At 58.4% G+C, this 24,665-nt stretch carries 18 protein-coding genes; 11 read left to right on the top strand and 7 right to left on the bottom strand.

The features are described 5' to 3' along the window. Positions 1–54: 54 nt before the first annotated feature. Entirely contained in the window at positions 55–639 is a 585-nt protein-coding gene (locus HY29_RS06925; protein WP_155838237.1) for a hypothetical protein, read from the bottom strand. A 217-nt stretch (positions 640–856) separates the two neighbouring features. On the opposite strand from HY29_RS06925, the gene HY29_RS06920 reads away from it, so the two are divergent. From HY29_RS06920 to HY29_RS06900, 5 genes are all read left to right on the top strand, one after another. Next, a complete protein-coding gene (locus tag HY29_RS06920; RefSeq protein ID WP_034794665.1) occupies positions 857–1,717 on the top strand; it encodes an NAD(P)-dependent oxidoreductase in 861 nt (286 codons plus the stop codon). A gap of 27 nt (positions 1,718–1,744) precedes the next feature. Beyond that, entirely contained in the window at positions 1,745–2,725 is a 981-nt protein-coding gene (locus HY29_RS06915) for a TIGR00341 family protein (protein WP_241765158.1), read from the top strand. Positions 2,726–2,850: 125 nt separating this feature from the next. Further along, on the top strand, positions 2,851–4,227 hold the full coding sequence (locus HY29_RS06910; RefSeq protein WP_034795116.1) for an NAD-dependent succinate-semialdehyde dehydrogenase: 1,377 nt from the start codon (positions 2,851–2,853) through the stop codon (positions 4,225–4,227). 199 nt (positions 4,228–4,426) lie between these two features. Beyond that, entirely contained in the window at positions 4,427–4,864 is a 438-nt protein-coding gene (locus tag HY29_RS06905; RefSeq protein WP_034794652.1) for an FKBP-type peptidyl-prolyl cis-trans isomerase, read from the top strand. A gap of 178 nt (positions 4,865–5,042) precedes the next feature. Next, positions 5,043–5,417 (top strand): hypothetical protein, encoded by a 375-nt coding sequence (locus tag HY29_RS06900; RefSeq protein ID WP_155838236.1) that lies wholly within the window; start codon positions 5,043–5,045, stop codon positions 5,415–5,417. Between the two features lie 75 nt (positions 5,418–5,492). Here the strand turns inward: HY29_RS06900 and phnE are convergent, their stop codons facing one another. From phnE to HY29_RS06885, 3 genes are read right to left on the bottom strand one after another with little or no spacing between them, the layout of a single operon-like run. Next, on the bottom strand, positions 5,493–6,506 hold the full coding sequence (gene phnE, locus HY29_RS06895) for a phosphonate ABC transporter, permease protein PhnE (protein ID WP_155838235.1): 1,014 nt from the start codon (positions 6,504–6,506) through the stop codon (positions 5,493–5,495). Between the two features lies 1 nt (position 6,507). Beyond that, positions 6,508–7,296 carry a phosphonate ABC transporter ATP-binding protein gene (locus tag HY29_RS06890; protein ID WP_051601226.1) on the bottom strand — a complete coding sequence of 263 codons (789 nt, stop codon included), beginning with the start codon at positions 7,294–7,296 and terminating at the stop codon, positions 6,508–6,510. Positions 7,297–7,320: 24 nt separating this feature from the next. Further along, on the bottom strand, positions 7,321–8,253 hold the full coding sequence (locus HY29_RS06885) for a phosphate/phosphite/phosphonate ABC transporter substrate-binding protein (protein ID WP_034794644.1): 933 nt from the start codon (positions 8,251–8,253) through the stop codon (positions 7,321–7,323). Positions 8,254–8,409: 156 nt separating this feature from the next. On the opposite strand from HY29_RS06885, the gene HY29_RS06880 reads away from it, so the two are divergent. Continuing rightward, positions 8,410–9,312, top strand: a complete 903-nt coding sequence (locus HY29_RS06880; protein WP_034794641.1) for a MurR/RpiR family transcriptional regulator — start codon at positions 8,410–8,412, stop codon at positions 9,310–9,312. Positions 9,313–9,315: 3 nt separating this feature from the next. On the opposite strand, the gene HY29_RS06875 is transcribed toward HY29_RS06880, so the two are convergent. After that, positions 9,316–10,086, bottom strand: a complete 771-nt coding sequence (locus tag HY29_RS06875; protein ID WP_051601225.1) for an HAD-IIA family hydrolase — start codon at positions 10,084–10,086, stop codon at positions 9,316–9,318. A gap of 211 nt (positions 10,087–10,297) precedes the next feature. On the opposite strand from HY29_RS06875, the gene HY29_RS06870 reads away from it, so the two are divergent. Both HY29_RS06870 and HY29_RS06865 read left to right on the top strand, forming a co-directional pair. Further along, positions 10,298–13,042: a TonB-dependent receptor plug domain-containing protein gene (locus tag HY29_RS06870; RefSeq protein WP_034794638.1), complete on the top strand. Its 2,745-nt coding sequence runs from the start codon at positions 10,298–10,300 to the stop codon at positions 13,040–13,042. Between the two features lie 124 nt (positions 13,043–13,166). Continuing rightward, positions 13,167–14,702 (top strand): alkaline phosphatase D family protein, encoded by a 1,536-nt coding sequence (locus tag HY29_RS06865; protein WP_034794636.1) that lies wholly within the window; start codon positions 13,167–13,169, stop codon positions 14,700–14,702. A gap of 114 nt (positions 14,703–14,816) precedes the next feature. Here the strand turns inward: HY29_RS06865 and HY29_RS06860 are convergent, their stop codons facing one another. After that, positions 14,817–15,881, bottom strand: a complete 1,065-nt coding sequence (locus HY29_RS06860; RefSeq protein WP_034794632.1) for a glycerophosphodiester phosphodiesterase family protein — start codon at positions 15,879–15,881, stop codon at positions 14,817–14,819. Between the two features lie 66 nt (positions 15,882–15,947). Then, positions 15,948–18,395 carry a TonB-dependent receptor gene (locus HY29_RS06855; RefSeq protein ID WP_034794629.1) on the bottom strand — a complete coding sequence of 816 codons (2,448 nt, stop codon included), beginning with the start codon at positions 18,393–18,395 and terminating at the stop codon, positions 15,948–15,950. A 651-nt stretch (positions 18,396–19,046) separates the two neighbouring features. Here HY29_RS06855 and HY29_RS06850 point away from each other — a divergent pair. From HY29_RS06850 to HY29_RS06840, 3 genes are read left to right on the top strand one after another with little or no spacing between them, the layout of a single operon-like run. After that, entirely contained in the window at positions 19,047–20,123 is a 1,077-nt protein-coding gene (locus HY29_RS06850) for an efflux RND transporter periplasmic adaptor subunit (protein WP_162176682.1), read from the top strand. Further along, entirely contained in the window at positions 20,123–23,248 is a 3,126-nt protein-coding gene (locus HY29_RS06845; protein ID WP_034794625.1) for an efflux RND transporter permease subunit, read from the top strand. Before HY29_RS06850 ends, HY29_RS06845 begins: the two co-directional genes overlap by 1 nt. After that, positions 23,245–24,612, top strand: a complete 1,368-nt coding sequence (locus HY29_RS06840) for an efflux transporter outer membrane subunit (RefSeq protein WP_051601223.1) — start codon at positions 23,245–23,247, stop codon at positions 24,610–24,612. Before HY29_RS06845 ends, HY29_RS06840 begins: the two co-directional genes overlap by 4 nt. The last annotated feature ends 53 nt before the right edge of the window (positions 24,613–24,665 follow it).

Genomic DNA, 24,665 nt, shown 5'->3' with positions numbered 1-24,665 from the left:
ACAAACGTGCCGATTTCCATGAAATTCAATGGAAACCGTATCAGGAGGGCGGGCTCAAAAAGGCGCGGTCAGCACGGCCCTTATGACTCTCCATATGTCTGAGGAGTATTCCAGCGCAGTTATGAAAAACGCCACACGAACCCCTACTTTTACTTCACGGTTCGGGTGGAATAGCCAATGGCGAACATCCCACCATCTGATGGGCCGGACAAACAGGTCAAAAACGCCATCCACGCCGTGTGATGAATCGGTATCATCATCTCTAAGGCTGGCGCTGCCCTTCTTCAGCAGGCGTGCTGTTTCCCCATCGGCGCGGACTTCATTTTCCTTGGTTTTTACCCAAACCGGCAGGATTTTGAGTTCGCGCTTGAGGACGGTTTTGCTGTTCTCGCGGAATATGACCACAAAATAGCGGTTCTCGTACTTCTCGTTCAGCTTGGCAGTCAGCTCTTTTGGCCCCAGCTTGGCCAGCCGTTTTTCTTCCAGCAGATCCCGCATACGATAAGGATGCATCTTGATGATGTTCACATCATCCATGGATCTGTGAGGCAGGGTTATGCCGTGGGTGATCTGAAATGTGTGCAGGCTGCGGTATCTGATGATGAACGCAGCAACCATCCAGCCAATCAGAAACAGCACAAAGCCGGACAGAAGATTCCAGATATTCAGGGCGAATACCGGTGTCGAACACTGCGCGCCCTGATTTGACAGCCAGCTGCAAAAACCACCCGGTCCCTGCGTAATAAATTCCAGCATCCTTGTTTTCCCCCCTCACCCTTCTAGTACTAATGGGGTCAAGAATCCGAGACGTCTAGCGGCGTGATGGAAAGCGGATTCAATTCAGGAGAGATAGTTTATGGCGCGGACGGCTTTTCTAGGCCTTGGAGTGATGGGCTTTCACATGGCGGGGCATCTGGCGGCAAAGGGCCATGAGGTGACCGTTTGGAACCGCACGGAAGCAAAGAGCAAGGGCTGGGCCGCCCAGCACAAGGGCGATATTGCCAAGACCCCCGGCGACGCGGCCTTCGGTGCGGAATTCGTATTCCTCTGCCTCGGCGATGATCCGGATGTGAGCGAAGTCTTCGCCCAGCTGGAGCCGAGCCTTGGCGCGGGCATGATCGTGGTGGACCACACAACCGCCTCAGCAGGCCTGGCGCGCGAACTGGACGAGCGCTGCCGCGTAAAAGGCGCGCGCTTTCTGGATGCGCCGATCAGCGGTGGTGAGGCCGGGGCCATCAATGGCCAGCTGACCATCATGTGCGGCGGCGACGAGAAAGCCTTCGCCAAGGCCGAACCCGTGATGGCTGCCTTCGGCAAGAAGATGACCCTTATCGGTGAGAGCGGCGCAGGCCAGCTCGCCAAATCCGTCAACCAGATTTGCATTGCCGGCATCGTTCAGGGCCTGTCGGAAGGCCTGCACTTTGCCGAACAGGCCGGACTGGACGCCGCCAAGGTGATCGAGGCGATCAGCGGCGGCGCCGCGCAGAGCTGGCAGATGGAGAACCGCTGGAAAACCATGGTCGCGGGCAAGTTCGATCATGGCTTTGCCGTCGACTGGATGCGCAAGGATCTGCGCATCACGCTGGAGGCCGCGCGTGAGAATGGCGCCAGCCTGCCGCTGACTGCGACGGTCGACCAGTATTATGCTGACGTGCAGGCCATGGGCGGCCGGCGTTGGGATACATCCAGCCTTATTGCCCGCCTGAAGCGGGACTAGCGGCCGATGCGCCTTCTGGAACTTCATATGCCCGCCGACGACCGGTTCGACACGGTTATGCGGGCCGTCAAGCATGCTGAGCCGATTGATTACTATGTTCAGGATACGCAGCAGGTTGACCGCCGTCTGATCTCTGTCTTCCTGCGCGAAGGCACTGGTCAGGCCCTCATGGACAATATCCAGACGGTTCTGGAAGGCTGCGATGATTACCGCATAACGGTCTTCCCTGTTGAGGCCACCGCGCCAAAGCTGAAGGAAGCGACAGACCAGAAGGCCGAACGCAAGATCCAGGCGACGCGGGAGGAAATCTATTCCGATGTCTCCACTGGCGCGCGGCTGGATCGGGATTTCATCATCATGGTCGTGCTGTCTACTGTGGTGGCCGCCATCGGCCTGAACTCGGATGGTGTGGCTGCCGTGATCGGCGCCATGGTGATCGCGCCCTTGCTGGGCCCTGTGCTCGGCTTCTCCATGGGCGCTGCGCTTGGAGATTTCGTGCTGCTGAAGCGGGCCTCCATGACGCTCGGCGCAGGTATCGGCATCGCGCTTGCCTGCTCCTGGATTCTGTCCTTCTTCCTCGCGATTGACCTTCAGAGCCAGCAATTGATGTCCCGCGCAGAAGTGCGCCTCGATGGCCTCGCCCTCGCCATGGCGGCGGGCGGCGCGGCGGCTTTGTCGCTGACACGCGGACAGGCCTCGGCCCTGGTGGGCGTGATGGTCGCCGCGGCCTTGCTGCCGCCGGGCGCCGCTGTTGGCTTGTTCGCCGGGTCGGGGCACTGGACGCTTGCCCTGCGCGCAGGCCTGTTGCTGGCACTCAATGTCGTGGCCCTGGTGCTGGCCGCGCTCATCGTTTTCCGCTTGCGGAAAATTCGGCCCCGCGCCTGGATCGACCAGAAGAACGCGAACCGCGCAGTCTGGATCAATGCGGCCCTCTCCGTCCTGATGTTGGCGGCGGCAACGGCCCTGATCCTCTGGCTGGACCTCGGCTCGAAAGTGTCTGTTGGCTAGACGGATGTCACGAATAACAACGTAGACGGATTAAATGCATGGCGCGCCCCGGTAACAGCTTTGTTATCGGAACCCTGCCGGGGCGCACCCGTTGTTTCTGGGAATATCAAATTGGAGATTCCCGAATGAGCGACCAACTCACCACAATCAATCCCGCCACCGGTGAAACGCTGAAGACCTATCCGGTCATGAGCGACGCAGACATGAACGCCGCCATCGCCAAATGTCATGAGGCCTATCTCGACTGGCGTATGCAGAGCCTTGAGGAGCGCGCCAAGGTCATCAAGGCCATCGGCGAAGAGCTGCGTAAGCATGTCGATGACTATGCCGAACTGATGACCAAGGAAGTCGGCAAACTCTACAAGGATGGCAAGCAGGAAGTCGAACTCTGTGCCCAGATCTGCGATTATACGGCTGAGCATGGTCCCAAGGAACTCGCCGATGAAGAGCGCGAAATCCAGACCGGCCGCAAGGGCATTGTCAGCTATTCACCGATCGGCATTGTCTACGGCATTCAGCCCTGGAACTTCCCGCTCTATCAGGCGATCCGCTATTCCATTTCAAACCTGATGGCCGGCAATGGCATTCTGCTGAAGCACGCCGAAAGCTGCACCGGCAGCGGGCTGATGCTGCGTGACATCTATGAAGCCGCGGGCCTGCCGAAAAACCTCTTTACCGTCCTGCTGATCTCGCATGATCAGTCTGACGCTGTGATCGAACATGAACTCGTGCGCGGTGTCACGCTGACGGGCAGTGATGGGGCGGGCCGCATCGTTGCCGAAAAGGCCGGTAAGGCGCTGAAGAAAACCGTGCTCGAACTCGGCTCCAATGATGCCTATCTCGTGCTGGAAGACGCAGACGTGGAACTCGCCGTGAAGACCTGTGTCCAGGGCCGCTTATTCAACAATGGCGAGACATGCGTGAACGCCAAGCGCTTTATCGTGACAGACAAGGTCTACGACGCCTTCACCGAGAATTTCGTCAAGGCGATGAGCGATATCAAACTGGGCGACCCGTTTGATGAAGACACCCAACTCGGCCCGATTGCCCGTGAAGACCTGCGCGACACGCTAGCCGATCAGGTCAAGAAAAGCGTCGAGAAAGGCGCCACGATCAGCTGCGGTGGTGAAGTGCCAGACCGACAGGGCTATTATTATCCGTCTACGGTTCTTACCGACGTCACGCCGGGCCAGCCGGCCTATGATGACGAGCTGTTCGGCCCGGTCGCCTCTGTCATCCGCGCCAAGGATGATGAAGACGCCATGCGCATCGCCAATGACAGCCGGTATGGTCTGGGCGGCGGCATCTTCTCGAAGAATGAAGACCGCGCGATTGAGCTGGCCCAGAAGCATTTCGATACGGGCATGGTGATGATCAATGGCTACGGCATCGCAACGCCCAACATGCCCTTTGGCGGCGTGAAGGATTCCGGCTATGGCCGCGAACATGGCGGCTACGGAATGAAGGAATTCGTGAATACGAAAGCCGTGTTCGTCTACTGATCTGTGTTTCCGATAGTGTTGAACCCGCTACAGTCTTGAAATCTTTCCCGCAAAGCGCTTTTGCTGCAGGTGAGGTAACTTGACTGTCGGCGGGTTTACATCTGCGTCAGAATTCCTACCTTGAGCGGTGAACCCCAGCAAAGCACCCGCGAGCGTGACGCGGCCTTTGAAACTCACCTCCAGACAGATTGGATAATTTATGACGCAAGTGAAATCCGGCGATACGGTACACATTCATTACACTGGCACGCTGAATGACGGCACGACGTTTGACAGCTCTGAAGGCCGTGAGCCGCTGACCTTCCAGGTCGGTTCCGGCCAGATCATTCCGGGCCTCGACTCTGCCATTCCGGGCATGGCGATTGGCGACAAGAAAACCGTGAACGTGCCTGCAGACGAAGCCTACGGCCCGGTCAATCCGGACATGCGCCAGGAAGTGCCGCGCGGCCAGATCCCCGCAGACATCCCGACCGAAGTTGGTACGCGCCTGCAGATGCAGACCCAGACGGGACAAGTTGTTCCGGTCACCGTGGTCGCTGTGGATGACAATGCCGTGACGCTGGATGCAAACCATCCGCTGGCTGGCAAGGATCTCACCTTCGACATCGAACTGGTGAAAATCGACGCTGCCGCCTGATCAGGCGTACCGGACCAGACAAAACGGCGAATGCTGATCCCGGCATTCGCCGTTTTTCTTTGGGCGGGATGACGCATCACAGGGCTTATCCCACAAAAAATCACCCCCAACCTGCAGCAAACACTGGGGTAAAAATAAACTTGTCCGACACCCTCCGTTCCCGGTGTATATTGGGAACATGACGGATCCGCGCTTTGCCCCGGCTTTTGCCTATGTCCACCCGGTCTTCTGGCCGTGGTTGTGGCTGCAACTTTGGGCCATTGCGAAATATCAGAAAGAGACCGGGCAGCACTTCCTGTTGCGCATCACACGCTATGGCTCCGTCCGTTTAAAATATGCGTCCGACCGCCCGAAGCCAAAACCAAAGAATCTCTACAAATATGAAGCGCCTGCCGTGCCCGCCTGGGAACGCCCGGCGCTGGGCAGCGATATGCCGGTCGAGTTTGCAGAGGACGCCCAGCCGTTCATCTTGAGCGCGCTGTGCAATTTCATGGAATCTGCAATCGCAGACCTGCGCGCAGCCTATCGCGCCCCCGCCCCAGACACGTCCTGACACGGAACTTACAACCCGAACTCAGCTCCCCTTACCGGATGGCCCCCGCCATGCCGGGTAAAACTGCTGGCCGCGTCATACAATGTCCCGGCGGAAGCGCGCGGAGATCAGATCCAGGGCCATGACCGTCAGGAAGATCACCAGCAGGATCGTGCCAACGCGGTCATACTGGAACATGTCAAAGCGGCCTTTCAGCTCCTGGCCAATCCCGCCCGCGCCGACCAGTCCAATCACGGTCGCCATGCGAATGTTGCGATCAAGAATATAGAAAGAGAGGCCCGTATAGCTGGGCAGAACCTGCGGCAGAACGGCCAGCCGCAATATGGTGAAATTACTGGCGCCCGCCGCCTTCAGGGCCTGCTGTGGGGCTGTCTCGGCGCCCTCAATATCCTCGGCATAGAATTTGGCCAGGAAGCCGATACTGTGGAAGGTCAGCGCCAGAATGCCGGCAACCGGGCCAAAGCCGAATGCCAGAACCAGAAACAGGGCACTGATCAATTCCGGAATGGCCCGAAAGAAAGAGACCAAAGACCGCGCCGCACCGTAGACCAGCGGATGAGGGGAGTAATTTCCTGCGCACAGCCAGGCCAGCGGCAGGCTGAACAGAATGGCGACCAGGCTGGCCCAGGCTGCGATCTCGATGGTCTCGACCATCTTTCCCAGCACATAGACAAGATACCCGACCGGTTCGACCAGATAGGCCTTCTCAAGGCTCACCGTATCCATCTGCAGCGTCTCGGGGTTCAGGCTGGACTGTTCGACGCTCACGGTTTCGATATGGGAAAAGAGCGGCAGCTTCGCTTCGTCGAATGGCTCGATCAGCTCAACCGGACGGCGTTCGGCAATGGCAATGGGAAACATGTCCTGAACCACGCGGCCCATGCCCTTGCCGATCTGGGATTCCTGCTTCAGGCCGACGCTAGCCAGGGCAAAATCTCCTATCTGGCTCAGCATACGGTCGAATTGCATCCGCTCGGCAGAGATGGCCGAGAAGACAAACAAGGCCGCCAGAACAAGAAGCGTGCGCCAGCCATAGGGCTGTTTCAGTTTCCATGCCTGCGCGGCGGAGGAGGCGGGCATATCAGTCATCTCAGGCCACCGCGAATTTCAGATGAGGGCCGGAGTCCTCCGCCTTGAAAATCGCGCTGAGGGCCGCGCGGTCCAGCTGAGCCGGCGGGCCATCAAAGATGATGTGGCCGCCCTGAAGGCCGATGATCCGGTCGGCATAGGCGCGCGCCAGATCAATCTGGTGCAGAGAGCACAAGACTGCGGCGCCCCGCTCCCGCGCGGCATCTTTCAGCAGCTGCATGATCTCGGCGGAGGTGCGCGGGTCCAGGCTGGCCACGGGTTCGTCGGCCAGGATCAGGCTGGGGTCAGTGATCAGGGCGCGGGCAATGCCGACGCGCTGCTTCTGCCCGCCGGACAGCGCCTTGACGCGGCGATTGGCATGGGCCTCTGTCAGGCCGACACGGGCCAGCAGCTGGCAGGCCTTGCGCTGAACGGGCAGGGGATAGGCCTGCAGCAGGATGCGCCACAAGGGCGTTATGGCCGCTGCGCCCGCCATGACATTCTGAGCGGACGTCAGCCGCTCGGACAGGCCGAAATCCTGATGGACCATGCCGATGGTGCGCAGATTGCGGCGCGTCATCGGGCGGCCCTTTACGCGGATCTCTCCGCGGCAGGGCGTCACGAGACCGGTGATGCATTTCAACAGGGTGGACTTGCCGGAGCCCGATGATCCGAGCACGACACAAAAGCTGCCTTGCTCGATTTTCAGCGATATATCATCCAGCGCCGTTGGCCCATTGCGATAGGATTTGGTCAGGGCCGTCAGCTCAAGGGCCGGGCTGGCAGGGGCGGGGGGAAGGCGATCAGTCATAAACAGAAGCGGGCTCCCTCTGGCCTAGAAGCGCTGAGAGTCGTCAGCCTTTCTGAGGATGGCGGCCTGATAGTCATCTGTCAGGAAGGCGGTCGTGCTGACGACCTTGTCGAACAGGGCTTCAGGCGCAGTCGTATTGTAACGGTCAACTTGCTTGCCGCCATAGCCGCGAATGGATTCCGGCCGGACATTCGGGTCTTCATGCACGGTGGACATGGCCACTTTCAGACTGGTCTTGATGTTATCCGGCAGGCCCGGCCGCATGGCGATGGGCGGATTGGGGATCGGGTCTGATTTGGCCACAAGGCGGAAATCGGCAGCGTTGAGATCGCCCTGATTGACGGCGCGCTCAAAGGAGATGAAGGAGGCACCCGCCGCATCGACCAGATCATTGCGCAGGGCCAGCAGGCTGTTTGTGTGACTGCCGGTAATGCGGATGGCCGAGAGATCCTTAAGCGGATCAATCCCGGCATTGACGAGCATGGCCAGCGGATAGGCAAAACTGCTGGCCGAATGGCTGGAGCCGAGCGCCAGAGAGGCGCCCTTCATGTCGTCTAATGAGTCCACATCCGAATTGGCGCCGACAAACAGGCCGGCATAATAGGTGGAGCTGCCATCGCGCTCTTCCACTGCGAGAAGCTGCGCACAGTTCCGGTCGCGCGCCTCGATATAGGAGGCCGGCCCGAACCAGGCGATGTCTGCCAGGCCCGCGCACATGCCTTCAATGACAGAGGAATAGCTCTGGCCCGTCTTGACCTCGAAATGCAGGCCGCTGGACCGCGTGATGGCATTGAACAGGGGCAGGAAGTCTGCCTTGGTGCCGTCTTCGGTGCCGCCATCCGCCGGGATCAGCATCACCCGTAATGGCTTTTCGGCGCTGCCAATGGCCTGCGCCGCGGCCACCGAAACGGGCATGAGGGACAGGGTGACCATGATGAGAAATGAGAGAATTCGCATGCGTGTTCCCCTGTTGGCAAATCGTCCGGACGCCTTTTGTGCGCCGCGATATCACTGGGTCAGCGAATAACACCTGCTTGTGACATTGGTGTTACGGAATTCATATACCGTTGAGATAATTTGAATATAACTCAATATATCTATACAGAGGGCGGCATGACTGAGAGTAAGAGCAAACGGAAATCTCCGGCGCGTCGGCGCAGTGATGTGCCCATTGTGGACAATGTCATGACCCGCATTCGTGTGCGTCATGATTCCCTCGGGCCCAGCACGCGGTCCATTGCGGACTACATATTGGATAATCCCCGGCAGGTGGTCGGCATGTCTGTCACCGAACTGGCCGAAGCGACCGGCGCCAGCGATGGTAGTGTTATCAATCTGTGCCGGCAGCTGGACCTGTCAGGCTTTCAGCAATTGAAATTGAGCCTGGCTCAGGAAGTTGTCCAGCCGGTTCAGTTCATCCATGAGGATTTGCAGCCCAAGGATGATACAGCCACAGTTTGCCGCAAGACATTCCATGCCGGCATTCAGGCCCTGAAGGATACGCTCTCGATTCTGGATGCCGATGCCGTGGCCGCCGCCGTCGACATCATCCGCCAGGCCAAGCGGGTTGAGATTTATGGCATCGGATCGTCTGCCCCGATCGCCGAAGACGCGCAGTATCGCATGCTTCGCATTGGCCTGGATGCGCGGGTTGTGGTGGACAGCCATGTGCAGGCGATCAGCGCCTCGCGAACCGGACCGGACGTTGCTGTGCTGACCATTTCGCACTCTGGTGCGACACATGAAACACTTGCTGCGACAAGACTTGCCAAGGATGCCGGGGCGAAAACGATCATCGTGACCAATTTTTCCAGCAGCCCCCTGCAGGCCTATGCGGATGTGAAACTCTTCACCATGGCACGCGAAACAAAGTTCCGCACCGAAGCCATGACCAGCCGTATTGCACAGCTATGTGTGCTGGACGCGCTGATCGCCGCACTGGCGCTGGCGGACTATGACCGGGCGACCGATACTCTCAAGAAAACATTCGATGTTTTGTCCCTGAAGCGGTTCTAGACTTTAGCGTAGACCCAGCAGGGTTTCAAAGATTTCCGGCGTGTCAGTAGAGGTCAATATGGCCTTCATGCCGAGCGCTTTGGCGCCTGCCAGGTCCGTTGCCGGATTATCACCCAGCATCACCACTTGTGCGGGTGACAGGCCCAATGCCTTGCATCCCTTAAGAAAAAGATGCGGGCCCGGTTTGCCGATGATCTCAATGTCGGTTGACGCCGGATCGATACAAGCCTTCAGGGCGGCCAGCAGGGCGCCCGTCTCCGGTTTGATGCGGCCATTCTTGCCGGGATGCGTGAGATCCGGATTGGCCACGATCAGTCTGGCCCCCTGTCGCAAACTGTTCACGGCCCGCTCCAGACGGCGATAGGTGAAGCGCGTGTCACGCAACAGGACGATCACGTCTGCCTCTTCCTGCGTCAGCTGCAAGCCGGCATTCCGGGCGATGCCCCGCATGTGCGGGTCTCCCATCACCATGACCTGGCTGTCAGTATATTTGCGGGCCGCATCTATGGCTTCCATACCGGCCAGAATGATCTGCTCCGCCTGTATATCAATTCCGGCAGCAGAGAGAATGTTCAGAAAGTCCTGAGGGGTCTGTGTGGAATTGTTCGAGACGATTGCAACACAGTCCTGATTGGCCTTCAGAAAGCGTGCCGCAGCAGGCGACACTGTATTCTCGATAGCGCAGCATCCATCCCAGTCCATGAGGTATCCGCGTGTGGTCCGCGCAATCGCGGCAACATCATGTGCCCCGGAGGGGGCTAAGCCATGGGCCATTTTCAACTCCAGCTATCATCAATCCCTATGTTGAGTATTCCTCAATTATAAATCGCATTTGAAGTAAATACAGTTCATCTAAGTTTTGCTTAATCTTCATCGAAGTGTTGCGTTCGGCCTCTAGAGCGGCGGTGTGGCAATGCAGCATTTCCTGTGCCTTGCCGCGGCCCGCCGATGGCCGGTGGGTGATGGGGTTATACGGAGATTTCCAATGAACAGAATGTTGAAGTTCAGCTTGAGCGCCCTTCTGGCGACAGCTGCCATTCCCGCTGCCTTGGCGGAGCCGGACGCCGGTGGGGAAGACACAAAGCGCCTTGAGACAATTCGCGTTGAGGGGCAGACAGTGGATGCGTCGGTCAGCGACCTGGCGATAGATTTCGCTGAATACGGCACCCAGGTGCAGCTGATCACAGATGAGGAGATTGCAACAGGCGGCTTCACCAATTTCGGTGAACTGGCTTCCGGCCTGATCCGCGGCGCCAATATCGGTTATTCTCCTGACGAAGGCGAATTCACGATCCGCATCGATGGCGGCACAGACCGTGACACGCTGTTGCTGGTGGATGGCGTACCATATTTTGACCGGTCCTCACCTTTGGAGGACCTCTGGCCGGCCACAGCGATTGATCCGCGTATGATCAGCTCTGTTGAAGTTTATCGTGGTGGCAACAGCCTGTATTTCGGGTCCAATGGCGGCTTGGGTGTCGTCAGTGTGAAGACAAAGGAGCCGGATGGAACGCTAAACGGCCAGTTCGGGGTCTATGCCGGCGCTTTCAAAACACGCGAAATCTACGGCAACATATCCGTGCCGCTCGACAAGGAAGGCAAGCACTCTTTCCTGGTCTATGGCCGCTCCTATGAGACGGACGCGCACGAGCTGTTTTCCGAAGATGCCTATGGCGACAATGTGCTGGCCCTGGGTGGCCGCCACGAGTTCCCTTACAGTTATAACAGTTTGGGCTTTAAATATCTCTGGCAGATTGCCCCCGAAACAGACCTGCGTCTGGGCGCCTCCTATTCCACGATCGATTTTCGCGACTCCTTCCCGCAGTCGACAGTCTTCCAGCCGAACTTCACGGAATTCCCGATCTATAATGCCGCTTTCGAGCACCGCTTCAATGACAAGCTGAAGCTGGAAGTCGAAGGGCATTACCAGAACCCGCAACTGAAAAACAATGAGATCGACGCCCGCATCTGTCAGATTCCGCGCGTTCAGGATTTGCCGCAAGACATTCAGGCCCTCGCGGCCGATCAGGGTATCACCAGCTTCAGTACGGCTTCGCAGTTCGAGGCATTTGCCGCAGACATTCCGGGCCTTGCCGCTGGCTGTGTCACAAACCCTTATGGCGGCGCGGGTGGCGCGTATGACGATAAGGCAAACACGCCGGACGGAATCGACCGGTCGTTCTGGCTGAACAATGATCCGGACAGCCCGTATTATGGCCAGCCCTTTGGAACATTCGACAACCCGTTCCCGATTGGCAACCCGATTGGCTATGTCATCCAGTCAACGGCCAGCTTCGGGGATGGTGGCCCGACCAAAGGCTTCGGAACGGTTGACCAAAGAGAGTCCGGTTACACCGATTTCGGCCTCAACGCCCGCGCGACATATACGATCAACGACATGGTGGAAGTGGTCGCCGGGGTTCAGAATACGAGCTACCGCGATAATTCCGACGATGATTTCGGTGTCCGTGATGTGACCCTCAGCAGCACGGGCATCTATGGTGACCTGCGCCTGAGCCTGCCTGTTCTGGATGGTTTCAGCGGATCTTTCGCCGCCCGCCAGGATTTCAATGACAAATTCGATGACCAGTCAGTCTGGAAAGTCGGCATGCGTCAGAATCTCGGCTACGGACTCTATGCGCGTGGATCAGGTGGGACATCCTACAGCCTGCCCAAGATTGATGAAATTGGTGCCTTTGGTCCTACCACCAACATCAATCCAGGGCTTGAGCCACAAAAGGTTGATGCCCTCAATGTTGGTGCGGGGATCGACGGGGATATCTTCGGCGGTACCTACAATATCGAGATTGGTTACTTCGATACCGACATTGAAAATCTCTTCTCGTCCCGCAGCATTGGCCAAGTCTGTCTGCAGTATGCAAACGATGTTGCAAATCCGCTCTATCCGGATCTGGATAATGATACATCTGCGATCCAGAACAATCGTAAATCGATCATCCCGCCGGACAGTTTCTGTTCCTATGCGGCCTCAAACAATCTTGACGCCAGCCAGGGGGTTTCCGTCAACGCGCTGAACACCCAGGAAATCCAGGGCTTCACCATCGATGTGGCCTTCGACCTCGACAAATGGGCGGCTGACTTCTCCTTCACCAAGATGGAATCCCTTGAGGAGAACGCGACCTTTGGCCAGTTCGCCCGGCTTGAGGGCACAGCCATCACGCTGGACGGAAACTATACGGCCGCAGAGCTAGGCACGCTGACCGCCAGAGGAGCGTCTGCCGCGCTGTTGTCACCGGATGGCTATATCATTCCCGGTGTTCGCGGCAGTGACCGCAAGATCCAGTCCTCCGAGCGCCCTGACTGGACGCTGTCCGGTCTGATTACCTACAAGCCGACAGATCGCTGGGTCTTCTCCCTCAACCCGCGTTGGCAGGGCGACGAGTTTGCAAATTCCGGCACGTCTGTGGCCCGACTGGTCAATCCGCAGGGCGAGCGCGTCTTTGAGCGTCTGAACTTCGGTAACTATTTCGTACTCAACGGGTCTGTTCAGTACTTCCTGGGAGATGAGAAACAGCACCGCTTCCTGATCCGTGGGGTGAACCTTCTGGGTGAAGATTATTTTGAACGAGCCTCAGGCGGATCAAGCTATACGCGCGATCGGGCGGCTGTTCGAGGCGAGATCGGGCCAAACGATGCGGCCTATTATCGCCAGTATGGCTGGAACGGTAAGCCGCGCTCGTTCTGGATCCAGTACGAGTACTCCTTCTAACCGTCCAATGACCTGACCGGGTGCAAGCCCGGTCAGGTGTTCGCCCGCATTGGACGGCTGGCCACCGGCGATATCCCCCGCCGGTGGCCTTCCCCTTTCACCCCTTTATCAAAGGTCTTGCCCCATGTTTTCCCGTCGTCTGTTTCTTGCTTCATCAGGTGCTGCCCTCTGGGTGCCCAAGCTGGCCCTCGCCCAAAGCACCAAACCGCACTTCACGCTGGGTGTGGCCTCAGGGTCTCCCCATCCCGATAGCGTTATTCTCTGGACACGTTTGGCGCCGGAGCCGCTGAAGGGCGGCGGTATGCCAGAAGGCATCGCCCAGGTACGATATCGGGTCTGCAGTGACGCCGCCATGCGCAAGACGCTGCAGGATGGTGTTGTAGAAACATCAGGTGACAAGGCGCACTCCGTACACGTCAAGGTGAAGGGGTTGCAGCCAGGCCGCGAGTATTTCTACCAGTTCTATTTTGGCGATGAGGAGAGCCCTGTCGGGCGGACCCGCACTTCCAATCCGGCAGATGCGTCTGCGAAGATCGCGCTTGCCTCATGCCAGCATTATGAAACGGGTAATTATGCGGCCTATCGCGACATGGCTGACTGGTCTCCGGACTGTGTGGTTCATGTCGGTGACTATATCTATGAGGGTGGGATCAGCCCGCTGGGGGCGCGCATGATGGATGTTGGCGGTGGCGAGCGCCGTCTTTTCGAGATCGTGCGCCAGCATAATAGCGGCGAGATCACATCGCTGTGGGACTATCGCAATCGCTATGCGCTCTATCGGTCTGATCCGCACTTGCAGGCGGCCCATGCCGCTGCGCCATGGATCGTTGCGATGGATGATCATGAAGTGGACAATAATTGGGCGGCTGACATTCCTCAGGACCCGGAGAAACAGACGCCGCTGGAATTCCAGGTTCGGAAGTACGCCGCTTTCAAGGCCTATTATGAGCATATGCCAATAGAGCAGCCGCCAGTGCTGAAGAATATGAAGCCGGCTTTGCAGCTCTACAATAAATACCGTTTTGGCCCGGCTCAGGTGCATTTGCTGGATACCCGCCAATTCCGCTCCGACCAGGCGTGTGGTGATGGTCGCAAGCCCTATTGCGAAGACGCGCTTGACCCGAACCGCACCATGCTGGGGCATGAGCAGGAGGCCTGGCTAACGCGCGAGCTGAAGCGGTCCGAGGCGAATTTCAATGTGATCGCGACGCAGATCTGGTTTACATCCTACCGCTATACCGAGGCGCCGGAAGAGCCGGTGACGAATATGGACAGCTGGGATGGTTATCCGGCCGCGCGGGATCGCCTGTCGTCCGTGCTGGCCCGTCATGATGTGTCCAATCCAGTCTTCCTTACAGGCGATTGGCATACGGCGATGGCGTCAACGCTGCGAGAAAACCAGTTCGATCCCTCATCTCGCCGGATTGGCCATGAACTGGTGGGCAGCTCGATTGCCTCTTTCTGCCCATGGGCACGCGATATGGAAATTGTACGCGATGCCAATCCGCATGTGTCTTATCTGAATGGCAAGAAGCGTGGCTATCTGCGCGCTAGCTTTACTGGCGACACCTGCCGCGGGGAGTTCCGGGTTGTGGAAGATTCCGGGCGTGCAGATTCTCCGGTGACGACGGATCTGGATGTCACCACGAAAGATCTGTGATCTGTCAGGCCGATGTGAATGGGCCGAACCTTCCATACAAGAAAGGCCGCACCTGTCAGAAGGTGCGGCCTTTTTGTTTCGGATCGCATCAGGTTTGGTGCGGCTCAGCTGAGCCTATTGATCTGATGTTTCGTAGTCTTCCAGAACTTCCACGGCGGTGCCGGGATAGTCTGTCCAGATGCCATCAGCGCCAGCGTCGAGCAGGGCGCGCAGTTCTGCGCGGGAGTCTGCAAAACCGGGGGCGGGCTCATCATCCCGCACAGTGAAGACGTGGACCAGAACGCCCTTGTCATGGGCACGATCAATATAGTCAGTGGTCGTGCCGTCTTCATTCAGGATCATGGTCTTGTTCGCGCCAACGCCCGCCGTGGTGACGTCATCCAGGCTGATTTCCATGCCCAGCATCTTGTCATAGGGCGGGCCGATCAGATTCTGGATCAGCGGAATGTCGCTTTTCTCGGCAACATCGGCCAGGAATTGCGGTTCAAAGCACTGGATATAGACCGGAATACCGGCAGCCTTCAGGCCCTTGGCGTCCATGGCATCCAGAATGGGGGCAACCATGTCCATGCCGACGGCGGAGAAGTGGCTGGGCCATTTGGCCTCAATGTGCAGACCGACCTTATGGCCTTTCTTGGCCTGATCCATGACCAGATCCAGGATTTCGTCAAACGAGACGAGATCGAACTGGTCATTATATTCCTGGGCACGGCCCTCGACGCGCTGGCGCGCTTTCAGGGTCTTCAGTTCTTCCCAGGTGAAATCATCAGACCACCAATCCTCGCGGTCGCCAAAAGGTGTCTGGCGGACTTTCTTGCGGTCTGCAAATTCCGGGTGATCGGCGACGTCCGTCGTGTCGGACAGATAGCCATCATGATTGGCGAAGAGAACGCCATCGGAGCTCATGACGAGGTCCGGCTCAATGAAGTCTGCGCCTTGTTCGATGGCCGTTTCATATGCCTTGATCGTGTGTTCCGGGTAGAGGCCGCTTGCGCCGCGATGGGCGATGATGATCGGAGCTTCACCGGTCAGCGTCTTGAAGGTTACGGTTTCTTCCACTGCTTCCGGAGTGGATGTTTCAACCTGTGAAGTTTCGACAGCAGGGGCTGTCTTGGCTTCTTCTGCCTGGCTGCAGGCCGCGAGCAATACGGCAGGAGCGGCAGCGATAAGGTATTTCATGGTGTGTGCCTGTCTTTGAAAGAAAAAGGCCGGAGCAATCAATTTGCTCCGGCCAGGTCAGGGGGATCAGAACTTGAAGTAGACGCCCGCTTTCAGCATTTGCGGCTTGCCGCGGATGATCGTGTGCAGACCAAAGGCGCCGCCGGTATTACCCACGTCGATCAGGTATTCCTCATCGAAGATGTTCTCACCGAGTACATAGGCGCCCCAACGCTCGCTGGCACTGTCAAAGCCTACGCGGAGATTGGCAATGCCATAGGCATCCTGGAACTCGTCGACTGGTGTGCCATCCGGATATGTCTCGCGAACCCGGGTGAAGCCACCATTGCCATCGGCGACATAGTCAAAGCCATTGTCGTCTTCGAAGAAGTGGTCGTCTTTCCAGATATAGGTCGGGACGATGGAGAACTGGCCGTATTCACCCGCCGGGATGGTGATGTCTGCGGCCACAGAGAAGCTGTGCTCCGGGCTGATGCGGAAGCTGTTACCGGCAAACTGAAGCGGATTGCCGTCAGCATCTTCATCATCATATTTGGAGTGTGTATAGGCATAGGTCGCCAGCAGACGGACATTGTCAGACACCAGCGCCTGACCGTCAAACTCAAAGCCATACTGGGTGGCGGTACCGGAATTCTCCGTAATGAAGATACCCTGAAGCGGGTCAAACTTCGTTGTCTGGAAGTCGTTGTACTCGCCATAATAGATGGAGCTGGTCATCTGGAGGCGCTCATCGAAGAAGCGGCCAAACATGCCGACTTCCACATTGTCCAGCGTCTCGGCATCGATGACATCATAGGTCGCTCCGGAGGCGGACAGAACTTCCGGACGACGGCCGCGGCCATAAGCGATCCAGGTGTTGATGTCATCAGAGACGCGGTAGGATGCGTTCAGACGCCAGGTGAAGGCACCATCTGTGTCCGCAGAGCCCGAGGCGAGATTGTCCACCGTTGCACTGCTGAAAACGACGGTCGGGGCCAGGGTCACGCCGTTGCGACCACCCAGATATGGGTTGGATTTAAGGACGTGGGCAATGGTGCTCGCCGACAATTCTTCCTTGGTGTAGCGCAGACCTGCGGTCAGTTCGAGGCGGTCCGTCAGGGCATAGGTCACATCGCCGAAGAGGTCGTAGGTGTCACGGCCATAGGTGGCAACCTGTTCCTCAAGATGTTCGTCATAGAGTGGAGCAAGGGCGCCGCCGCCCGTAAGGAAGGCCAGCATGGAGTATTGCAGAGGCGTATCGAAGCTGCCGAGATTTTGCCCGCCGGGCAGGCCCTGGGATGCCAGATAGGCGCCGAACTGATCTACGGTTGTGCCGGCCGGGGCAACAGCGCTGACGAGGCGTGGTGCGAACAGGGACTGGGCGTAGGCTTCGTCTGTCGAGAAGCGCAGGACGTCTTTGCCCTCGATTGTAAAATAGTTGCCGCCGAAGAAGGCGGTCAGCTTGCCACCGGCATCATAGTTGAGGCGCAGTTCCTGGCTGAACGTGTTGGCCTGACGGGCCTGATAGAATTGAAGCAGGTTGAGGGCTACGCCGTCAGAGTCCCAGGCTTCGTTCGAGAACAGATTGCGATAGTCTGTCAGAGAGGTGAGGGACCAGGCATCGTTCAGATCATATTCGATGTTCGAGGTGACATAGAAAAGCTCACGATCATTGCCGAGTTTGCCGCGAACCTGGTCATCATTGACGTTCATGGCGGTGGCGCCATACGGGTCAACCTTGCCATTGACCGGGAAGAAGCCGGAGGTGAACTGCGTGCCGGTGGAATCATCTTCCTGATAATTCACATAGAGGTCAGCAGTCAGTTTCGGCGTCGGGGCCCAGCGGATGGCGGTGCGCAGGGCTGTCGTGTCCTGGCCCATCAGGTCCGGTGAGTTGGCCGTGTTCGGAACATACCCATCCATATTCTTGATCTGGGCAGCAACGCGAACCGCAAGAGTGTCGCTGACGACATAATTATAGTGGCCTTCGCCGCGCAGGAAGCTGTAATCGCCGCCTTCCAGCGTCACGGATCCGGAATTGCCATTCAGGGATGCGTGGTTCTGGATGAAGTTGATGCCGCCGACGAGCGCGCCTTGGCCGAACAGGGTGGCCTGCGGGCCTTTGACGACCTCGACGCGTTCCATGTCATAGATGGCGAGGTTCGAGGCGAAGCCCGGATTACCGATGGCTACGCCGTTCTGGAACATGGCGACGCGCGGGGTGCCGCTATCGGACACCACACCGCGGAGGGAATAGCTGGGCGCGTTGAGGCTTTGCGCCTGAACAGACAGGCCCGGGATGAAATTGCCTAGATCTTCGAGGTCATCGGCGGCCAGTTTGTCGATCAGGTCCTGGCTGGTGACCGACACGTTGATCGGCACATCGATGAGGGACTGTTCCTGCTTCTGTGTTGTCACAGTGACAACTTCCAGGCGGCGGGAGTCATCTGCTGGTGCAGTTTGTGCGTATGCAGATATTTGGCTGGAAATGCCGATTGCCGCGATCGCCGTCGCGGAGAGATAGTAACGTTTCATTGTTCAACCCGTCTTTGTGTGCGGCGCAACATGGCCGCCCCGGGGCGCTGGTTAGTCACTGCCGTTGGGTGTCTCAAATCAAGGTTTTGCAACAGATATGCGGCAATTCCACTACACAAGCCCGCTTTGTCGCTTTGAGGTGGAACCGTGTCGTCAAAAGTCTGCAAAGAGCATGAAAACTTGGAGTACAGATGAATTTTGTGTGACGTTTTGAGGGGGCGCGACTTACAGTTCCGCGTCACCTTGTCAGGGAAAAATAGCAGGGCTGGTTCAAAGCCGGGCAGGGATGGGGGCAGGCAGGGGTGGCTACCGACTCAGATGGGGTCCGCGTCGGGCTTTTCGGCGTAGCCCGGCGAGGGAGGATCTGTTCCGCCGCGCCGAACGTAACCAAAGATATGAACGAAGCGGCCGTGTACATTAATCTTGCAAAAGCGCCGGAATGACTGGTCTTAGAGCAATATCAATTTATCTGTTGTTATAGATACTGACTGGTCGTTGCGTGGGCGCAAACCCCTGTGTCTATGGCAGCGAAAAATACGAGATTTCTGCGACGGATTTTGGCGTATCGGCCGTTTAACGAGAGATATTTCAGGCGGCCGATCGGGTTTGGTGATAAAAGTGTTATTTAACAAGGTTTTAGTTTCTGCTTTGGTGCCGGGTGTTCTGCTCGTCACGGCGTGCGGCGGGTCAAACGAGGCGCAGCAGCCGGCTGCGCGCGATGCCGAGCGCAGTGTGCGCATCATCGCTCAGCCAGTCCGCCTGACACATGAGGCCTCGAAAGTGGAGGCAGTCGGTACGGCCCGCGCAGAGCGCGCCGCAACGATATTCCCGGAAACGTCGGGCCTAGTGACATCCGTGAACTTTGTCTCCGGGCAATATGTGAAGAAGGGCACCGTCCTGGCCCAGCTGGATAATGTCCAACAGCGCCTAGCCGTGGCGAAGGCTGAGATCGCCTTGAAGGATGCCCAGCAATTGTTGGAGCGTTATGAGCGCATTGATGTGCCCGGCGCTGTCTCTACCAGCCAGATTGATGCTGCCAAGACGGCCGTCGAGGCGGCCAAAGTGGATTTGGACGTGTCTAAAGAGCTGCTGGACGACCGCGCGGTGCGGGCGCCATTCTCTGGCTATGTTGGTTTCACGGATATTGATCCCGGGGCGCGCGTCACTCAGTCCACTGAGATAACCCGCATTGATGACCGCGACGTCCTGTTTGTTGACTTCTCGCTTCCGGAACAGCTGTTCGGCCAGATAGAGGCTGGCAGCATTCTGCATGTCGATCCATTCGCCAGCGTCAATGCCAAGGTCGAAGCAGAAGTCACGGTCGTCGGCAGCCGTATCAATGTGGAAGAGAGATCCTTCACCGTGCGTGCGGCCATCGACAATTCCGATGATGTGCTGCGCCCGGGCATGAGCTTCCGCGTCAGCTTTGATGTGGCCGGCGACGCCTATCCGGAAGTGCCGGAAGCTTCCATCGTCTGGGGCGGCGATGGCCCGTACCTCTGGGCGGTCGAAGATGGCAAGGCCAAGCGCATGCCGGTGACGATCATTACCCGCAAGGAAGGCCGCGTCCTGGTGCGCGCCGATCTTCAGGAAGGTGATCTGATCATTGCCGAAGGGGTTCAGAAGGTGCGTGATGGCACGCCGGTGATGAACATTGTGGAGTCGCGCAAGGAAATCAGCCGGGGCGTGCCCTCGGGTGCGGTGTCGGCTCAAGGGGCCCTGGAATAATGCATTTTCGCCGCTCTGGCGGGATTGCGGAACTTGCTGTCCGTCGTCCCCTTTTTGTAACAGTCCTGAACCTGCTGATCATTATTGCGGGCCTCGCCGCGCTGTTTGGCACGGAAGTACGCGAGCTGCCGGATGTTGACCAGCCCATCGTCATGGTGCGGGCAACCTTGCCGGGCGGGGCGCCGGAAACCATTGATGCAGAAGTGACGAGTGTTCTGGAAGGCGCCGTTGCACGCGTCTCCGGCATCCGGGAAATTGTCTCTTCCAGTGAAGAGAACAGCGCGCGTATCCGTGTCGAGTTCAATCCCGGTGTGGATCTGGACGTGGCCGCTTCGGATGTGCGCGAGGCTGTCAGCCGCGTGAACCGCCAATTGCCGGACCGGGTCGAGAACATCTTCGTCACCAAGGCGGATGAGGATGCGTCTGCGATCATGACGATTGCCGTCGTAAGCGACACGGTACCGGAAGATGAACTGACCCGGATCATCGAAAAGGATATTTCGCCGGAATTGCTGGCTGTCGAAGGTGTCGCCACCCTGCAGGAATTTGGCACGCGTAAGCGCCAGATGCGCGTGGTGATCGATCCGCTTCGCCTCAACCGCTTTGGCTTTACGATCAGTGATGTTGCAACGGCTCTGAGGGCGGCGCCCTTTGATGTGCCGGTTGGCAGCTTCCGCTCGGATGACCAGGAATTGCTGGTGCGCGCCGAAGCGACGGCCGCAACGCCGGAATTGGTGAAGGATGTCATCATTCGCGACCCGATCCGGATTGGCGATGTGGCGGATGTGGTGCTGGCCCCGGCGGATGCAGAGAACATGTTGCGTCTGAATGGTGCGCCGGTGATCGGCTTGGGTGTTGTCCGACAGGCGCAGTCCAACACGATTGCGATTTCCAGCAATATCAAGAAGAAGGTGGAGCTGCTGAACAAGCGCCTGCCGGATGTGGAGGTTCTGATCACCTCCGATGAGGCCGTCTTCATCGAAACCTCCGTCAGCGAAGTGGTGACCAGTCTGCTGTTCACGATCCTGATCGTGATCGCGACGATCTGGCTGTCACTCGGCTCTCTCAAGGCGACGATCATTCCGGCGGTGACGATCCCTGTGGCTCTGATCGGCACGCTGGCCGGCATCTGGGCCTTTGGCTTTTCGATCAATCTGCTGACCCTGCTGGCCCTGGTTCTCGCGACCGGCCTGATCGTGGATGACGCGATTGTCGTTCTGGAGAATGTTCAGCGCCGTCAGTCCGAAGGGCTGAAGCGCCGTGCTGCAGCTGTGCTGGGCACCGAGCAGGTTTTCTTCGCCGTCATCGCGACGACCGCTGTACTGGTTGCCGTGTTTGTGCCGATCTCCTTCCTGCCTTCCATGACCGGGCGCTTGTTCCGGGAGTTTGGCTTCGTGCTCGCCATCGCCGTGATTATCTCGTCCTTTGTGGCGCTGACGATCGCACCGGCGATTGCGGCGCAGTTCAAGTTCAAGGAAGAGACAGACCACAAATCCGGTTTCATCTCCTCTGTGGGCAGCGTGATGCAGGGCGGCTATGACCGCGCGCTGAATACCAGCCTGACGCACCCGATCATCACCGTACTCATTTCCGTCGCGCTGGCAGGCGGCGCCTATTTCGCCTTCAAGAATCTGAACAGCGAGCTTGTGCCACCGGAAGACCGGGGTCGCATCCAGGTCTTTGCGACCGGGCCGGATGGCGTTGGCATTTCCTATATGGAACGCCAGGCAGACCAGATTGAGGAAATCCTGCAGCCGCTGGTCGATAGCGGCGAGATAAGGTCTGTCTTTACAGTTGTTGGCCAGTGGGACCCGAACCGCGTGATGGTAACGGCGGAGCTGGCGCCATGGGATGACCGTGAGAAAAGCCAGCAGGATATTATCGCCAGCCTGCGTCAGCCCTTGTCCAACATTCCCGGCGCGCGCGTCTCTGCGTTTGGTCGCAGCAGCCTGGCCGTTGGCTGGGGCAACCGGTCGGGTCTGCAGGTTGCGATCACCGGCGCGGACTATCAGGAGATCTATGAGGTCGCGCGGGAGATGGCGAACCGCATCGAGACGCAATCCACTAACCTGTTCAATCCGGAAATTTCCTATCAGCCGACCCAGCCCCAGCTGCGCGTCGAGATCGACCGTCGCCGCGCGGCGGATCTGAATGTGCCGCTGGAAGAGATTTCCCTGACCCTCAGAGCCATGGTCGGAGGCGAAGACCTGGTCGATTTGAACGTGAATGATGAGACTATTCCGATCTTCCTGGAATCCCAGGCCACTGCCATCGTGTCGCCAACGGATTTGAGCAACCTCTATGTCCGCTCCTCCACAGGCGCGCTGATCCCGCTGTCCAGCCTTACGAAGATCGTGGAAGAAGGCGTTGCGGCCCAGCTTGACCGTGTGGAGCAACGCCGGGCCATCCAGTTTGAAATGGATGTCGCAACAGGCGTTCCCATGGCCGATGCCGTTCAAGAGATTGAAGGCATTGCGGCTGAGCTGCTTCCAAGCGGTATGAATTTGGTTCTGCAGGGAGAGGCGGCCACACTTGAAGAGTCCTCTCACGAATTGCTGCTGACCTTTGGCTTTGCCCTCATCATTGTGTTCCTGGCGCTTGTCGCGCAGTTCGAAAGCATTACCAGCCCGTTGGTCATCATGCTGATCGTGCCGTTCGGCTTGGCGGCGGCCATCTATGCGATGGTTCTGACGGGAACGTCGCTGAACATCTTCTCGCAAATCGGCCTGATCCTGTTGATCGGCCTGATGGCGAAGAACGGAATTCTGCTGGTCGAATTTGCCGACCAGTTGAGGGGAGAGGGCAAGTCTGTGCGCGAAGCGGTTCAGCAAGCGGCTTCCATCCGTGTCCGGCCTATTCTGATCACCGTGATCTCCACGGCGCTGGGCGCTGTGCCACTCATCCTGTCCAGCGGGGCAGGGGCTGAGGCACGCCAGGCAATTGGTTGGGTCGTGTTCGGGGGGCTGGGGCTGGCCGCCGTATTCACCCTGTTCCTGACGCCGGTTCTGTATCTCGGCATTGCACGATTTGCGAGCACGCGGACCTCCAGTGGCAAGGCACTGGACCATGAACTCAAGAGCGCTCACGGCGAAAAGCCCGAGACGCATATGGGGCCTGCAGAATGAAGTATTCGATTTCGGCAATCGCCTGTCTGGCTGTGCTGCAGGGCTGTATGGTTGGCCCGTCGACCGAGCCGCCAGTCATTCCCGTAGCGGACACATACCTCACTGAGATCAATCCGGAAGCCGATCAGGCCATGGATGCGGACTGGTGGGAGAATTTCGATGATGCGGAGTTTTCCCGGGTCATGAATGTCGTGCTGGAACAGAACCTCGATATTGATATCGCGCTTTCGAATGTGCGTGTGCGGGAGGCGGATGTCACGATTGCCGGCGCGGCCTTGCTGCCGTCTTTTGATGGCTTCATGCAGACGCAGCTGAACTCAGTGCTGACGGGCGGCGTGGACGGCGATGTCAGCGCTGCCGCGGGCGGCACGCTTGGCTATGATGTGGACATTGCGGGCGGTAACAAACGCGATGTGCAAGCCGCGATGGCGCGCCTGGAAGCAGCGCGTATCACAGTCAATGATGTGCGGCGGCTGGTAACCCGTCAGGCCGCTCTCCAATATATCGAACTGCGCCGCGCAGAGGCCCGGCTTGTCTTGCTGCAATCCTCTCTCGATTTGCAGACGCAGACGCTGGAGATTGTGCAGTCGCGTTATAATGCAGGCCTCTCCCCGGCGCTGGACGTTGACCGTGTGGCCGCTGATCTGGCCCGGACCCGCGCGCAGAAGGGCGTATTGGAAGCAACGCGCAAAAGCGCCGATTATGCACTGTCTGTTCTCGCTGGCCGCAGCCCGGAAGATCTGGTGCTTAAAAGTGAGCGTCAGGAAGAGCTGCCGACCTATCAGGGATCGCTGACCGCCGGAGTGCCGGCTGACTTGCTGCGCAGACGCCCAGACATTCGCTCGGCTGAGGCGCAATTGGTGGCAGAGCTGGCCTCTGTTGGCGCGCGCAAGGCGGATCTCTATCCGTCTCTGCGTTTGCCGGGCACCATCCAGGCCCGTGGAGGCTCCAGCAATTCGGTGGCTGAACAGGTGACCCTTGGCCTGTCCGCCATACTGGATGTGCCGCTGTTTGATGCAGGCGCGCGCAAGGCACGGCTGGAGGCCCAGAAGGCGCAGGCTGATATTGCGCTGACAACTTACCGCGCAAGCGTGCTGGACGGGCTTCAGGAAGTCGAGACAGCGTTGGTGCGCATTGAGGCGCTGCAACAGCGTCTGGACGAGCTGAACCGCGCCGTCGAAGCCAGCGAGTCGGCCTATCGACAGCTGGAAGCGCTCTATCGGGAAGGCCTGTCGAGCTTCCTGGACGTGCTGGATTCCCAGCGTCAGCTGATCGCCAGCCGTGAGACCGTGATTGATACGCAGGCCGATCTGGCCGCCGCGATCATTACGCTGAACGCCTCGCTGGGATTTGGCGACATCTAGTCCGCTTCCAAAAACTTAGAAAACTTTCAGTTCGCGCAGCATCATTTTGGGGT

This window comes from Hyphomonas beringensis, from assembly GCF_000682755.1.
Lineage (GTDB): Bacteria > Pseudomonadota > Alphaproteobacteria > Caulobacterales > Hyphomonadaceae > Hyphomonas > Hyphomonas beringensis.
This window is presented reverse-complemented; position numbering and strand designations above follow the sequence as displayed.

Excerpts from the sequence above, each read along its gene's own strand:
- HY29_RS06905 (WP_034794652.1), top strand. The coding sequence starts at position 4,427 with ATGACGCAAGTGAAATCCGGCGATACGGTACACATTCATTACACTGGC.
- HY29_RS06860 (WP_034794632.1), bottom strand. The coding sequence starts at position 15,881 with ATGAAATACCTTATCGCTGCCGCTCCTGCCGTATTGCTCGCGGCCTGC.
- HY29_RS06875 (WP_051601225.1), bottom strand. The coding sequence starts at position 10,086 with ATGGCCCATGGCTTAGCCCCCTCCGGGGCACATGATGTTGCCGCGATT.
- HY29_RS06845 (WP_034794625.1), top strand. The coding sequence starts at position 20,123 with ATGCATTTTCGCCGCTCTGGCGGGATTGCGGAACTTGCTGTCCGTCGT.
- HY29_RS06920 (WP_034794665.1), top strand. The coding sequence starts at position 857 with ATGGCGCGGACGGCTTTTCTAGGCCTTGGAGTGATGGGCTTTCACATG.
- HY29_RS06915 (WP_241765158.1), top strand. The coding sequence starts at position 1,745 with ATGCCCGCCGACGACCGGTTCGACACGGTTATGCGGGCCGTCAAGCAT.
- HY29_RS06870 (WP_034794638.1), top strand. The coding sequence starts at position 10,298 with ATGAACAGAATGTTGAAGTTCAGCTTGAGCGCCCTTCTGGCGACAGCT.
- HY29_RS06865 (WP_034794636.1), top strand. The coding sequence starts at position 13,167 with ATGTTTTCCCGTCGTCTGTTTCTTGCTTCATCAGGTGCTGCCCTCTGG.
- HY29_RS06840 (WP_051601223.1), top strand. The coding sequence starts at position 23,245 with ATGAAGTATTCGATTTCGGCAATCGCCTGTCTGGCTGTGCTGCAGGGC.
- HY29_RS06910 (WP_034795116.1), top strand. The coding sequence starts at position 2,851 with ATGAGCGACCAACTCACCACAATCAATCCCGCCACCGGTGAAACGCTG.
- HY29_RS06855 (WP_034794629.1), bottom strand. The coding sequence starts at position 18,395 with ATGAAACGTTACTATCTCTCCGCGACGGCGATCGCGGCAATCGGCATT.
- HY29_RS06890 (WP_051601226.1), bottom strand. The coding sequence starts at position 7,296 with ATGACTGATCGCCTTCCCCCCGCCCCTGCCAGCCCGGCCCTTGAGCTG.
- HY29_RS06900 (WP_155838236.1), top strand. The coding sequence starts at position 5,043 with ATGACGGATCCGCGCTTTGCCCCGGCTTTTGCCTATGTCCACCCGGTC.
- phnE (WP_155838235.1), bottom strand. The coding sequence starts at position 6,506 with ATGACTGATATGCCCGCCTCCTCCGCCGCGCAGGCATGGAAACTGAAA.
- HY29_RS06880 (WP_034794641.1), top strand. The coding sequence starts at position 8,410 with ATGACTGAGAGTAAGAGCAAACGGAAATCTCCGGCGCGTCGGCGCAGT.
- HY29_RS06885 (WP_034794644.1), bottom strand. The coding sequence starts at position 8,253 with ATGCGAATTCTCTCATTTCTCATCATGGTCACCCTGTCCCTCATGCCC.